This window comes from Kaistella sp. 97-N-M2 (assembly GCF_021513235.1).
Classification (GTDB): Bacteria; Bacteroidota; Bacteroidia; order Flavobacteriales; family Weeksellaceae; genus Kaistella.
Genome location: NZ_CP090976.1, coordinates 901585 through 914944, shown reverse-complemented (window position 1 = coordinate 914944; position 13360 = coordinate 901585). Strand labels below are relative to the sequence as shown.

General features: G+C 44.0%; 10 protein-coding genes, 1 other RNA gene and 1 pseudogene. 5 read left to right on the top strand and 7 right to left on the bottom strand.

Annotated elements, in window-relative coordinates; all coding sequences use genetic code 11:
- Nucleotides 1-23 precede the first annotated feature (23 nt).
- The 4 genes and pseudogenes from fabD to glk all read left to right on the top strand — a co-directional run bounded on the left by fabD (nucleotide 24) and on the right by glk (nucleotide 4802).
- Nucleotides 24-899 carry an ACP S-malonyltransferase gene (gene fabD / locus L0B70_RS04430; protein WP_235143086.1) on the top strand — a complete coding sequence of 292 codons (876 nt, stop codon included), beginning with the start codon at nucleotides 24-26 and terminating at the stop codon, nucleotides 897-899.
- Between the two features lie 5 nt (nucleotides 900-904).
- Nucleotides 905-1816: a GYDIA family GHMP kinase gene (locus L0B70_RS04425; RefSeq protein WP_235143085.1), complete on the top strand. Its 912-nt coding sequence runs from the start codon at nucleotides 905-907 to the stop codon at nucleotides 1814-1816.
- A gap of 126 nt (nucleotides 1817-1942) precedes the next feature.
- Nucleotides 1943-3547: a phosphoenolpyruvate carboxykinase (ATP) gene (gene pckA, locus L0B70_RS04420; RefSeq protein WP_235143084.1), complete on the top strand. Its 1605-nt coding sequence runs from the start codon at nucleotides 1943-1945 to the stop codon at nucleotides 3545-3547.
- A pseudogene (gene glk, locus L0B70_RS13520) lies at nucleotides 3439-4802 on the top strand (glucokinase). The gene pckA and the pseudogene glk overlap by 109 nt, the downstream one beginning before the upstream one ends.
- A gap of 85 nt (nucleotides 4803-4887) precedes the next feature.
- On the opposite strand, the gene pgl reads toward glk, so the two are convergent.
- From pgl to tkt, 6 genes are all read right to left on the bottom strand, one after another.
- Nucleotides 4888-5619 carry a 6-phosphogluconolactonase gene (pgl, locus tag L0B70_RS04405; protein ID WP_235143081.1) on the bottom strand — a complete coding sequence of 244 codons (732 nt, stop codon included), beginning with the start codon at nucleotides 5617-5619 and terminating at the stop codon, nucleotides 4888-4890.
- Nucleotides 5612-7141 (bottom strand): glucose-6-phosphate dehydrogenase, encoded by a 1530-nt coding sequence (gene zwf, locus L0B70_RS04400; protein WP_235143080.1) that lies wholly within the window; start codon nucleotides 7139-7141, stop codon nucleotides 5612-5614. Before zwf ends, pgl begins: the two co-directional genes overlap by 8 nt.
- Nucleotides 7142-7179: 38 nt before the next feature.
- The gene (gndA, locus tag L0B70_RS04395) at nucleotides 7180-8604 is read right to left on the bottom strand and encodes an NADP-dependent phosphogluconate dehydrogenase (protein WP_235143079.1); all 1425 of its coding nucleotides are present in this window, start codon (nucleotides 8602-8604) and stop codon (nucleotides 7180-7182) included.
- A gap of 74 nt (nucleotides 8605-8678) precedes the next feature.
- Nucleotides 8679-9779: a transaldolase gene (gene tal / locus L0B70_RS04390; RefSeq protein WP_235143078.1), complete on the bottom strand. Its 1101-nt coding sequence runs from the start codon at nucleotides 9777-9779 to the stop codon at nucleotides 8679-8681.
- A gap of 56 nt (nucleotides 9780-9835) precedes the next feature.
- The gene (locus L0B70_RS04385) at nucleotides 9836-10300 is read right to left on the bottom strand and encodes an RpiB/LacA/LacB family sugar-phosphate isomerase (RefSeq protein WP_235143077.1); all 465 of its coding nucleotides are present in this window, start codon (nucleotides 10298-10300) and stop codon (nucleotides 9836-9838) included.
- A 49-nt stretch (nucleotides 10301-10349) separates the two neighbouring features.
- A complete protein-coding gene (tkt, locus tag L0B70_RS04380) occupies nucleotides 10350-12359 on the bottom strand; it encodes a transketolase (protein WP_235143076.1) in 2010 nt (669 codons plus the stop codon).
- 17 nt (nucleotides 12360-12376) lie between these two features.
- On the opposite strand from tkt, the gene L0B70_RS04375 reads away from it, so the two are divergent.
- Complete coding sequence (locus L0B70_RS04375; RefSeq protein WP_235143075.1) at nucleotides 12377-12613, top strand: hypothetical protein; 237 nt, start codon at nucleotides 12377-12379, stop codon at nucleotides 12611-12613.
- Between the two features lie 118 nt (nucleotides 12614-12731).
- On the opposite strand, the gene ssrA is transcribed toward L0B70_RS04375, so the two are convergent.
- Nucleotides 12732-13130: a transfer-messenger RNA gene (ssrA, locus tag L0B70_RS04370) on the bottom strand.
- Nucleotides 13131-13360: the final 230 nt, after the last annotated feature.

The window sequence follows — 13360 nt, the reverse complement described above, 5'->3', positions numbered from 1 at the left end:
AATTATATTTCTAAAAAACGATTATGAAAGCACTTGTATTTCCTGGGCAGGGTTCGCAGTTTGTCGGCATGGGAGAAGAGTTGTACAACTCCCGCAAAGACATTAAAGACCTTATGCAGTTTGCTAATGAAGTTCTGGGTTTCGACATCCTTTCTCTTATGTTTAAAGGTACTGATGAGGATTTAAAGAAAACCGAAGTTACGCAGCCTTCTATATTTATCCACTCCGTTGCAGTACTGAAAACCCTCAATGGGCAGGGCGCAGAAATGGTCGCGGGACATTCTCTTGGCGAGTTTTCTGCCTTGGTGGCCAATGGCGTTCTTTCTTTTGATGACGGCTTAAAATTGGTTTCAGCGCGTGCAAATGCCATGCAGGAGGCGTGTGACGCCAATCCAAGTTCCATGGCTGCTATTTTAGGACTTGCCGACGAAAAGGTGGAAGAAATTTGTTCTCAGATCGACGGAATTGTTGTTCCTGCCAATTACAACTGTCCCGGACAACTTGTTATTTCGGGCGAAACATCAGCTGTAGAAATGGCCTGCGAAAAAATGAAAGAAGCCGGCGCAAAAAGAGCTTTAATGCTTCCTGTAAACGGAGCCTTTCATTCCCCGTTGATGCAGCCTGCACAGGAAAAGCTGGCCGCTGCCATCGAAAATACAAAGTTCCGCAATGCCACTATTCCCGTTTATCAAAATATAACCACAACAGGAGTTTCCGATCCGGAAGAGATCAAGAAAAATTTGATCAAACAGCTAACCGGACCCGTAAAATGGATACAATCTGTCCAAAACATGATCAAAGACGGTGCAACACATTTCGTCGAAGTCGGACCCGGAAAAACATTACAGGGTTTGATTAAAAAAATCAACGCCGAGGTTATGGTCTCATCTGCAAATTAAAAAAAATGAAGGGTAAAATTTTTTCCCCCGGAAAATTGTTGCTCACCTCCGAATATGTCGTTCTCGACGGCGCTTTAGCTCTTGCAATTCCCACCAAATGGGGGCAGGAGTTTTTTTTTGAAGAAATTATGGACGGGCAGTCTCGTGTCCACTGGACCGCGCTTCACGAAGGTCAAACTTGGTTAAATGCGGAGATCGATTATGAAAAAGGAAGCCTTATATCTGCCAATCTTCCCGAAGCTGCGACTTTTATTTTAAAGGTTTTGATGAGGGTAAAAGAACGTTCGGAAGTCCGGTTCAAAAATAATTCTTCTTATTCCATCACGACCAATCTACAGTTTCCCGCCAATTTCGGTCTTGGAAGCAGCTCGACTTTAATGACGAATATTGCAGAGTGGGCCGGTATTGATGCGTTCGACCTGAACGAAGCCTGTTTAGGCGGAAGCGGTTACGATATTGCCGTGGCAAAAGAGAAATCGGCTCTGCTTTACCGAAATTTAAAAACGGATAGAAACGTGCAAACCGTTAAGTTTGATCCTTCTTTTAAAGATGACCTTATTTTTGTCCATCTCAATCAAAAGCAAAACAGCCGTGAAGGCATCGCTCTTTACAGAAGCCGGGAGAAATCGTCGGACCTCATCGCAGAATTTTCTGCCCTTACAGTAGAGATCTTCGAAACCGATAATTTAGAAGATTTTTCGCGTTTGATGACGCTTCACGAAAAGAAATTAAGTTCGTTTCTGAAAATCGAAACGGTGAAAGAAAAATATTTCGAAAACTGCCCGGTTTTCGTTAAAAGTCTCGGCGCTTGGGGCGGCGATTTTGTGCTGAGCAGAAAATTTCCCGGTTTTGAGGCGTATTTTCGGGGCAAAGGTTTTTTAACACTTTTTGCCTGGGACGACCTAATTTCCTCATAACTAGCTCCTTGCCGAATTTTAATTTTCTTGGTAATTCTGACGAATATCAGTATTTTTAAGCAATCATTAATACACATTAATGTTTAGATTTGTTTTTTAGTAAAAATCAGAAAATAAAAAGTCGTTATGAAGAATATCAAAATTATTCAGCAATTACATGATTTAGGAATTACGGGTTACCAGGAAGTGGTTTACAATCCATCTTATGAAGAACTCTTTAAGGCGGAAATGTCCGACAAAAACAAAGGTTTCGAAAAAGGAATGCTTACCGAGTCAGGTGCTGTTTCTGTAAAAACAGGCATTTTTACCGGCCGTTCGCCAAAAGACAGATTCATCGTAAAAGATGATGTAAGCGCAGATACCATTCACTGGGACGGAAAAGTAAATTTACCAACCACTGCTGATATTTTTGATAACTGCAAAAATTTAGTTTTAAAACAGCTGTCTTCCTCGGAGAAATTATATGTTGTTGATGCATTTTGTGGTACCAATCCGGATATCCGACTTAAAGTAAGATTTATTATGGAAGTGGCGTGGCAGGCGCATTTCGTTACAAACATGTTTATCCGTCCGTCCAATTATGAACTCGAAAACTTTGGCGAGCCGGATTTTATGGTCATGAACGGTTCCAAAGCAACCAATCCAAACTGGAAAGAGCAGGGTTTAAATTCCGAGAATTTTGTTATGTTCAACCTCACGCAGCGAATCCAAATCATCGGTGGAACGTGGTACGGTGGGGAAATGAAGAAAGGCATGTTCGCCATAATGAATTATTATCTTCCTTTGAAAGGTATGGCCTCCATGCACTGTTCTGCCAACGTGGGCGAAGAAGGCGATGTTGCGTTGTTTTTCGGGCTGTCCGGAACAGGGAAAACCACACTTTCTGCAGATCCAAAAAGATATTTAATAGGTGACGATGAGCACGGTTGGGACAACAATGGTGTGTTTAATTTTGAAGGCGGCTGTTACGCAAAAGTTATCGACCTTTCCGAAGAAAAAGAACCCGACATTTTTAAAGCCATCCGCCGGGATTCTTTATTGGAAAACGTAGTGGTGAACGAAAACGGAAAAGCAGATTACACCGATAATTCCATCACCGAAAATACACGTGTTTCTTATCCAATTTACCACATCAGCAAAATTGTTTTGCCTTCAAAAGCGGGACATGCGAAAAAAATAGTTTATTTATCTGCCGACGCCTTCGGTGTTTTGCCGCCGGTTTCACTTTTAAATGAAGATCAGGCGCAATATCATTTCCTGTGTGGCTATACCTCAAAATTAGCCGGAACTGAAAGAGGAATTACAAAACCCGAACCTTCGTTCTCTCCGGCCTTCGGTGAAGCCTTCTTAACGCTGCACCCAACAATGTATTCGAAAACGCTTATTGGGAAGATGAAAGAGCACGGTGCGAAAGCCTATCTCGTTAACACGGGCTGGAATGGCACCGGAAAAAGAATTTCCTTGAAGGATACGCGCGCAATTATTGATGCGATTATCGATGGCTCTATTGATGCTGCCGAAAAGACGACCATTCCTATTATGAACCTGGAAATTCCAACGGCTCTGCCAAATGTTTCGGAAGGTATTTTAGATCCGCGAGCAACGTATGCCGACGCTTCGGAATGGGAAGAAAAAGCCAAAGATCTGGCTGCGCGCTACATCAAAAACTTCGAGCAGTATTGCAACAACGACGAGGCCAAGAAATTGGTGGCTGCCGGTCCGCAACTTTAAGACATATTTTAATTAGAATTCAAATCCTCAATTTTATAGTTGAGGATTTTTTGTGGTCCATGGCAGTATCTTTGCACTTGAAAATTGCGTTAATCTGCACAACACCTTGTAGAAAGTTCGTTCCCGAATCTGCAGATTTTAAACTTGCGAAAATTAACATCTCCCCTAAGATAATTACGATGGAAAACTTTAAACCCATTTCCTTGCCCGATATTTCCGATGCTGAAATACCGATGGCCTATCCGTGCGACAAAAATAAGTTACCAACTTCCGGAACCGTTTTAGCCGCAGACGTTGGCGGGACGAAAACGCATCTGGCCCTTTTCGAAATTCGAAATAAAAAACTGGTCTCCATTAAGGATCAGGTTTATCCCACCAGCGATCACGATTCTTTTGTAAAAGCCATCCGCGAGTTTCACGGCGATAAATCCTCTACGATCGACTGTGCATGTTTGGGCGTGGCGGGGCCAGTGGAAGGCGATAAAGTTCGCGGCGTAAATTTCGCCTGGGAAATAGATGCAAAAAAATTGGAAAAACAGCTGGATATAAAAAAGTTTTGCTCATCAACGATCTCGTAGCGAACGCTTTCGGCTTGTCTGCCCTGGACGGAAAAGATTTAAAAATTCTGAAAGAAGGCGAGGGTGGGGCAAGAAACGCCGCCATTATTTCTCCCGGAACAGGCCTCGGCGAGGCCGGAATGTTTTGGGACGGTACAAAGTATCAACCATACGCGACCGAAGGCGGACATTGCAGCTTTTCCCCAAGCGATGAAGTAGATATTGAACTGTTGAAATATTTAAAGACAAAAATGACGCACGTCAGTTGGGAGCAGGTGATTTCCGGCCAGGGAATTCATCATATTTATCAGTTTTTAAGAAAATTTCGTGATGTAAAGGAACCCAATTGGCTCACGAAAGAATTTGAAAAAGAAGATCCTGCTATCGCCATCTCCGCGGCGGCTCTGGAAAAGAAAGATCCGGTTTGCGAAGAAACGATGCAGCTTTTCCTGAAATATCTCAGCATCGAAGCCGCACAACTTGCGCTGAAAGCAAAAGCGACGGGCGGAATTTATATCGGCGGCGGAATTGTACCGAAAATTCTTGGCTTGATCGACCAAGACAAGTTTTATACTAACTTTATCAGCTTCGGCCGGATGGAACATTTATTAAAAACGATTCCTGTGCATATCGTTCTCAACGATAAAACCGCGCTTATGGGTGCGGCGTACTACGCTGCCATGGGAATTGTGGAGTAAAAAATATATTGATCCGAATGGTTTCAAAACGTATTGCTTTAAAGTATTCGTTGATCTTAAAACATTCATCAAAAATCTTTTCTGCCTATCTCTTTAGGTCAGAAGCCGCTGCTTCTTCCAGAAACCACGTCACTTTTTTCTCGTCTGTCGTAATCAAACGCGCAGGATATTCATTTGCAGTGCCGGATTTATCTTCTAAAACACGAAAAACTGCTTCGGCTTTGCCTTTACCAAAAACCAGGAACGTAATATGTTTTGACTGGTTAATTAAAGGCGCCGTCATGGTAATGCGGTACATATCAACTTCTTCCACGTAAACCGCTTTCACCGTGGCTTCGCTTTCCTTTAAGATGGACGTATGGGGAAACAATGAGGCTGTGTGCGAATTGTCGCCAAGTCCCAGAAGATTAAAATCAAATTCCACAGGTTGATCCTGAAAGTGCGCCGCGATAGTTTCGGCATACTTCTGCGCCGCTTCTTCGGGAGAACCGGAAGTATCCACTTCGAAGATTTGTGCTGCTTTAATTTTTAATGGTTTAAACAGGGCGTCTTCGGCCATCACGGAATTCCGCTGCGCATCATTTTCCGGCACAAACCTTTCGTCGCCAAAGAAAAAATAGGTTTTATCCCAGTCGATCCTGTTTTTGTAATCTTCAGAAGCCAGTAATTCATACAGTCTTTTGGGCGAGCCGCCGCCCGACAGCACGAAATTAAACCGTCCGCGCTCCCGGATCGAGTTATCCGCCACATCGCAAATATAATCCGCTAAAGCGGTCATCAAAGCATCCACATCCGTAAAAATCCTCAAATTATCCATCTGTTCTTTTGTTTTTTTCCGGAAGATTAAACCAATGAAAACCATCTTTCGCGATGAGTGCTTCTGCATTTTCCGGTCCCCAGGAATCTGCCGGATAGTTCGGGAAGTTGGACATCCTGTTCTTTTCCCAATATTCAAGCACGGGCATAATGACTTCCCATGCGGTTTCCACCTGATCTGCACGCATAAATAAAGTTTGGTCGCCGGAAATAATATCGAGCAAAAGCGTTTCATAAGCTTCGGGCGAATCTACTTTCGTTTTCCCGGCATAATCGAAAACCATATCAACGGTATTCAGGCTCATGTCCAGACCCGGCGTTTTGCTCTGCAGCTGAAAACTGATGGCCATATCCGGCTGAATGCTGATAACCAGTCGGTTCTGTTTCGGAACATTTCCTTCTCCTTTATTGAAAATATTGTGCGGAACTTCTTTAAACTGGATCGTAATCGCAGAGGCAGATTTAAAAAGCCTTTTTCCCGTGCGAAAATAGAATGGAACTCCTTGCCAGCGCCAGTTATCGATGTAAAACTTCAAAGCTGCATAGGTTTCTGTATTCGAGTTCGCATCCACATCTTCTTCTTCGCGGTAACCCAAAACCTCTTTCCCCTGAACCCAGCCCGGACCGTACTGGCCGCGTGCCGACATCGTATCCACTGTGCCGGGAAGAATTTTTTGAACGGCTTTTAAAACATCAACTTTTCGGTCGCGCACCTCATCCGCTTCAAAATTAATGGGCGGTTCCATGGTGATGATGCAGAGCAGCTGCATTAAATGATTCTGAATCATATCGCGTAAAATTCCGGCTTTATCGAAATAATCGCCACGCGCTTCCACACCGATCTGTTCTGTGACGGAAATCTGTACGTGTTCGATGTGATTGCGGTTCCAAAGCGGTTCCATGATCGAATTGGCGAAACGGAAAGCCATTACATTCTGCACAACCTCTTTGCCTAAATAATGATCGATACGGTAAATTTGATTTTCATTAAAAATCGTGAGGAGCCTCGCATTGAGATCTCTGGCACTTTCTAAATCGCGGCCGAAAGGTTTTTCAATAATAATGCGCGTCGTCTCCGGATCGTTTTCGATTTTACTTTTATTGATGTTCTCGGCGATCGTGCAAAAAAAGTTCGGCGAAACCGCGCAGTAGTAAGTGACGGAGGGGATCTGCTTCCATTCTTTTTTCAACGATTCGATTTTTTTACCGAATTCTTTGTATTCGGCGGCATCTTTAATATTCGCAATTTGATAAGTAATATTGGCGGAAAACGTCGACCATTTTTCTTTGTCTGCTTTTCCCGTGCGCGAAAATTCGTTAATCCCTTCCAACAGAGCGTTTTGGTATTTGGTGTCGGTTAACGTGCTCCGTCCCGTTCCGATGATCGCAAATTTTTCGGGAAGTTGGTTGTCCAGAAATAAGTTATAAAGCGCAGGAATAATTTTTCTTTTCGTCAGGTCGCCCGTGCCCCCGAAAATGATAAAAATGGCGGGAATGTTTTCTTTATTGGATGTTTTGGTCATAATTTTTTAAATTTTAAATCTGAAGACGAGCAATTATTTTAAATATTGTCTGCTTCCCAGTCGGTGTGAAAGACGCCGTTTTTGCCTTTAAGTTCGTAGGTATGTGCGCCAAAGAAGTCGCGTTGTGCCTGAATGAGGTTTGCAGGCATATTTTCCGTCCTGAAATTATCAAAATAACCTAAAGAAACAGAGAAAGCCGGCGCGGCAATGCCGTGTTTTGCCACATCGGATACAAAAGTGCGGATTCCCGGAATGCTTTTCACAAGGCTTTTATGGATTTTATCATCCAAAAACAAGTGCTGAAGTTCCGGATTCTTTTTATACGCCGCGTAAGTATCTTCCAGGAATTCGGAACGGATGATACAGCCGCCCCGCCAGATTTTAGCAATCATGCCGAGGTCAAGATTGTATTTGTAGTCTTCGTTCGCGCGGAAAAGCAAGTGCATTCCCTGCGCGTAGGCCGAAACCATGGCAAAGTAAAAGGCTTCTTCCATGCTCGCGATGTACTTTTCGTTATCGTCGGAATACTTTTCTGCTTTTGCATTGGGAAAAACTTCAGAAGCTTTGGTCCGCAACTCCTTATACTTCGAAAGATCGCGCATCGACACGGAAATATCGATGATCGGGATTGGCAAATTAAGATCCATCGCAGCCTGCGAAGTCCATTTTCCCGTTCCTTTTGCTTTGGCTTCGTCTTTAATATCGTTTAAGAGTAAATGATCTTCGCCATCATTTTTAAAGGCAAAAATATCGCGTGTAATTTCGAGCAGATAAGACTGCAAACGGCCGTCGTTCCATTTTTTGTAAACTTCGTGCATTTCCGGGTCGCTTAGTTTCAGCCCATGTTTTAAAACTTCGTAGGTCTCTGAGATCAGCTGCATCAAAGCATATTCAATTCCGTTATGCACCATTTTCACAAAATGTCCCGCGGAACGCTCGCCCATATACGCAACGGTAGGGTCGCCGTTCACCTGCGCCGCGATTTTTGTTAGAATGGGTTTGACGACTTTGTACGCATCTTTATCGCCGCCGGGCATCATGCTCGGACCTTTTCTTGCGCCTTCTTCGCCGCCGGACACGCCCATGCCGATAAAATGAAATCCTTTTTCTTCTAAATATTTGAAGCGGCGGTCGGTATCCACAAAGTGGGAATTTCCACCGTCGATAATAATGTCGCCTTTGTCGAGAACTGCCAATAATTCTTCAATTACGCTGTCGACAATCGGTCCCGCAGGCACGAGCATCATCACGATTTTCGGGCTATTCAGGCTCATCACAAATTCTTTCATATCGGTAAAGCCGTGGATTGCGTCCGGATTTAACAGGTTCAGCGCGACAACTTTATCAGGACTGATGTCGTAACCGGAACAGGTGTATCCGTTATCGACAATATTGAGGAGGAGATTGGAACCCATTGTTCCGAGGCCGATCATTCCGAAGGCGCTTTTATTTTCTTCTTTCATTGTTTTAATATCTGTTTAAAATTTACAAATGCATACTTTTTTGGGAAATATCCGTGAAATAAATTTCTGCTTTTTTATTTCTCGTCAGCTTTTTCGCGGATTTGGTCGCGGATACTTTTGAGGAGTTTTTCGTAAGCTTCGTTGAATTTCTCAATTCCCTCGTTTTCCAGCTTCTGCGTGATTTCGTCCATATCGATACCTTTTTCTTGCACTTCTGCCAGGATTCGGTCGGCTTCGTCGAGATTTGTGGTTAATGTATCCGTTGCTTTCCCGTTATCGCGAAACGCATCGATGGTTTCCAAAGGCAATGTATTAATGGTGTCTTTTCCGATAAGACTTTCTACATATAAAACATCACTCAGCGCCGGATCTTTCGTGCTCGTACTGGCCCAAAGCACGCGTTGGCGCTGTGCGCCCTGTTCTTCGAGTTTCTTAAAGCGGTCGCTTGCTATCATTTCAAGATAAATTTGATAGGCTTTTTTCGCAGAAGCGATGGCCACCTTACTTTTTAGATTTTGCGCGCCTTTTTCTTCGAGGAGCGGATCGACCATTACATCAATTCGGCTGAGGAAGAAACTTGCAACTGAAGAAATATTTTCAATCGAATTTCCATCTTTAAGCCGGTCTTCGAGGCCGCCCAAATAAGCTTCCGTGATCTCTTTATAGCGCGGAAGTCCGAAGAGCAGCGTAACATTAATGTTGATGCCTTCGCGCAAACATTCCCGAATGGCCGTTAAACCTTCTTTGGTTCCGGGGATTTTAATCATCACATTTTTGCGGTCCACTCTTTTCCAAAGATCCCGCGCCTGTTCGATCGTACCGTCGGTATCCCGCGCTAAGAAGGGTGAAACTTCCAGACTCACAAATCCATCTTTTCCGCCCGTTTTGTCGTAGACCGGTTTGAAAAGATCCGCGGCCCGTTGAATGTCTGCGATGGCTAAATCCAGAAAAATAGCCGGATTATTATCTGTTTCTTTGGATAATTTCAGGATGTCTGCATCGTAATCTTCACTGCCGCTGATGGCTTTTTGAAAGATAGATGGGTTTGAAGTCAGTCCGCGCAGGTCGTCGTTATCGATTAAATTTTGAAGCTTGCCCGAGTTCATTATTTCGCGGTCGAGCAGATCGAGCCAAATGCTCTGATCAAGTTGTCGTATTTCGTTTAATGGATTCATTTTCTTTTATTTTTAAAATTTTATTTGAAAAGAGCAGCACTGCTGCGTACTTTTCACTAGCTTATTTCGAGGTTCTGAATTTTTCGCAAGCGCCGCAGATGTCTTTCGGCACCGATAAATTTAGCATTCAAAAAAGCCAAAACCAATTCTTCTGCGCTCGCAAATCCCGTAATTCGGCCGCCGAGACAGATTAAATTCATATCATCATCTTCCACGCCCTGGTGTGCAGAAAAATGCTCGGTGATCAAGGCTGCGCGTACGCCGGCGATCTTGTTCGCTGCAATACTCGCGCCGACGCCGCTTCCGCAGATCGCAATTGCACGAAAAACTTCCTCCGACGCCACTGCTTTAGCGAGCGGAATCACATAATCCGGAAAATCATCAGCATTATCTAAAGTTTCAGCCCCAAAATCCACGACGTCAAAGTTATTTTCCTTTAAAAAAGATTTGATCTTTTCTTTCAGGTCGAAACCGCCGTGATCTGCGCAGATGCCTATTGTGTTTAATGATTGTTGGGACATTTTTATTTTTGTTTGAAAAGTTTTAAATGAAATTTAATTTCACCGGAATTTAAACTTTTAAAGAAAGGAGTGCTTTGGCGCGCTTCACTACATTTTCAACGGTAAAACCAAATTCTTTCATCACTTCTTCTCCAGGCGCCGATTCGCCGAATCGATTAATGCCAATAACATCGCCGTCATCGGTCGTATATTTCATCCAACCGACAGGCGAGCCGGCTTCTACGGCTAATCTTTTCCGGATGTTTTTGGGAAAAACCTCTTCTTTATAGGTGTCGTCCTGTTTATCAAATAAATTCCAACTCGGCATACTTACCACGCGCGCCTGAATGTTGCTCTTCTTTAACTCTTCCTGCGCTTCTAAGATCAAATGAACTTCCGAACCTGTCGCGATGAGAATAATTTGCGGTTCTCCCTCTGAATCCGACAGGATGTACGCGCCTTTTTCCAGGTTTTGGGCACCCGAATATTTCTTTTGATCGATGATGGGAATTCCCTGCCGCGTCAACGCAATTACCACGGGTCCATCGGTATGTTTAATGGCGACGCGCCAGGCCTGTGCGGTTTCATTGGCATCAGCGGGGCGGATGACCGTTAAATTGGGCACGGCTCGCAGTCCAATCAACTGCTCAACGGGTTGATGCGTTGTGCCGTCTTCGCCCAAACCAATGCTGTCGTGCGTGAAAACCATAATTGTCCGGACTTTCATAATGGCAGCCAGGCGCAGTGGCGGGCGCATATAGTCAGAAAAAATTAAAAACGTTGCACCGTACGGGATGAGGTAATTACTCAGCACCATTCCGTTAAGAACGGCTCCCATGGCATGTTCTCTGATGCCGAAATGAAAGTTTCGGCCCTCCCGGTTTTTGGGGGAGAAAGATTTATACGCTTCGAGATTGGTATCCGTAGAAGGTGCCAAATCAGCAGAACCGCCAATGAGTTGTGGAAGAAATTCGGCAATAGCATTTAAAGTTTTACCGGAAGCTTTACGGGTCGCCAGTTCCTCCCCGGCTTCGAAGACGGGCAGTTTTTCCTCCCAACCTTCAGGCAGTTTGCCGGAAGTTATGGTTTCATATTCTTTCGCAAGATCGGGATGTCTTTCCTTATACTTTTTGTAGAGTTCGTTCCAGTCGCTTTCATTCTTGGCTGATTTTTCCGCGACAGTATGGTAATAACCGAGAACTTCTGCCGGAACATCAAAATCCTTATCCCGATCGAAGCCGAAATTTTCTTTTACCAATCGCACCTCATCTTTTCCCAGAGGCGAACCGTGGGCGTCGGCGCTGTTGTGTTTGTTTGGACTTCCGTAGCCGATAATGCTTCGAACTTTGATGAGAGACGGCCGGTCGGTTTCGTTTTGTGCATTTTTAATGGCTTCCGAAAGCGCATCGAGATCGTTGATGTCGGGCAAATTTTGAACATGCCAACCGTAAGCTTCAAACCTTTTCGAAACATCTTCGTCGAACGCAAGGTCGGTATCGCCTTCTATCGTAATGCTGTTACTGTCGTAAAAATAAATCATATTTCCCAAGCCCAGATGTCCCGCGAGAGAAGCGGCTTCCGCGGTGACGCCTTCCATAATGTCACCGTCACTGCAGATGGCGTAAATTTTATAATCAAAAAGATTAAAATCCGGTTTGTTGTATCGCGCTGCCATATATTGCTGTGCGATCGCCATTCCGACGCCGTTTGCGAAGCCCTGACCTAAAGGACCCGTTGTAACTTCAATTCCGGGGGTTAAACCATATTCCGGATGACCGGCGGTAATGCTGTGGAGTTGTCGGAAATTTTTGATGTCGTCCAGGGAAATTCCGTAACCGGTAAGATAAAGGAAGCTGTACTGGAGCATACAGGCGTGGCCGCAGGACAGGACAAAACGGTCGCGGTTAGGCCAGTCGGGATTTTTTGGATTGTAATGCATTGTGTCTGCCCATAAAACATGGCCGAGCGGCGCGAGCGCCATGGGTGTGCCGGGATGTCCCGAATTTGCTTTTTGAACGGCATCGGCGGACAATACCCGTACGGTATCGATACTTTTCTGAATTAAATCTTTGTTTTCCATGAGAAGGGTTCTTTATAGTGAGTTCTTCAATTATTTTTAAGATTTGGCTCGATATCGAAACGGGCTGGCAATGGGCCTATCCCATTAAAACAATCGAAACGACTGAAGAAGTTATGATGAGTTTCTGCGGCGAATGTTTAGTTGATTTATACAGACAGAAATGGTACGCTTTGCAGAGTTTAAGACCTAATAAATATGCAAATATCTCTCCAAAAAATAAGAATTTTGGAAGTGCGTCATCAGGTAAAAATTAGGGTAAAGATTGCCGGAAAACATTACAGTAGAAGGAAACCATATCGCTCTTCATAAAAAAGTAAAAATGGTATTGTTATCATAAAAAAAACCCTGTAAATATTTGATTTACAGGGTTTTAAGTGGAGTTGGAGGGATTCGAACCCTCGTCCAAACAAGCAACACATAAGACTTCTACATGCTTATTCTGCAATTAATTTTCGATGGCAAACAGAGCACAGACACCCAATTTACCACTTAACTTCTTTGGTTTTCGATCCCGAACCGAAGTCTTTCGGGACTTATTTCCGCATTGCTATGCCTCAAAATCAAACGCCGCAGAACGAAGCATTTGGGAGACATCTTGCTTCCGTACTATCTTCGGGAAAGCGCTGAATCCTACTGTAATTCGGATTAAGCTGCAAGAGCAAACTCTTGGTCGCCAGTTAAAATTTTGTGACAAGGGATTAAAGAGATCGCGTCACGGTTCTCTGCATGCTACCTTACCCATTGATCTTGCTGTCGAAACCAGTCAACCCCAATTTGTAAGACCACAAAGATACAGAATCGCAACCATATTCACAAAAGGAAACATTCAACAACTCATCCACTCAAGCGCTCATCCACTCAAGCGCTCAACAACTCAATAACTCCACCACTCAATAACTCAACAACTCAATTTGGGCGTAACCCTCAGTCGGTCATTACGGCTCGTCTTAAAACGAGCCTCCGTTTCCTCCTTCAGGTCGGGCTTTCCGTTGCAATTCCTC

Coding starts and splice junctions, on each gene's coding strand:
- gndA (WP_235143079.1), bottom strand. CDS start 8,604: ATGAAAGAAGAAAATAAAAGCGCCTTCGGAATGATCGGCCTCGGAACA.
- pgl (WP_235143081.1), bottom strand. CDS start 5,619: ATGGATAATTTGAGGATTTTTACGGATGTGGATGCTTTGATGACCGCT.
- L0B70_RS04385 (WP_235143077.1), bottom strand. CDS start 10,300: ATGTCCCAACAATCATTAAACACAATAGGCATCTGCGCAGATCACGGC.
- tkt (WP_235143076.1), bottom strand. CDS start 12,359: ATGGAAAACAAAGATTTAATTCAGAAAAGTATCGATACCGTACGGGTA.
- L0B70_RS04425 (WP_235143085.1), top strand. CDS start 905: ATGAAGGGTAAAATTTTTTCCCCCGGAAAATTGTTGCTCACCTCCGAA.
- pckA (WP_235143084.1), top strand. CDS start 1,943: ATGAAGAATATCAAAATTATTCAGCAATTACATGATTTAGGAATTACG.
- tal (WP_235143078.1), bottom strand. CDS start 9,779: ATGAATCCATTAAACGAAATACGACAACTTGATCAGAGCATTTGGCTC.
- fabD (WP_235143086.1), top strand. CDS start 24: ATGAAAGCACTTGTATTTCCTGGGCAGGGTTCGCAGTTTGTCGGCATG.
- zwf (WP_235143080.1), bottom strand. CDS start 7,141: ATGACCAAAACATCCAATAAAGAAAACATTCCCGCCATTTTTATCATT.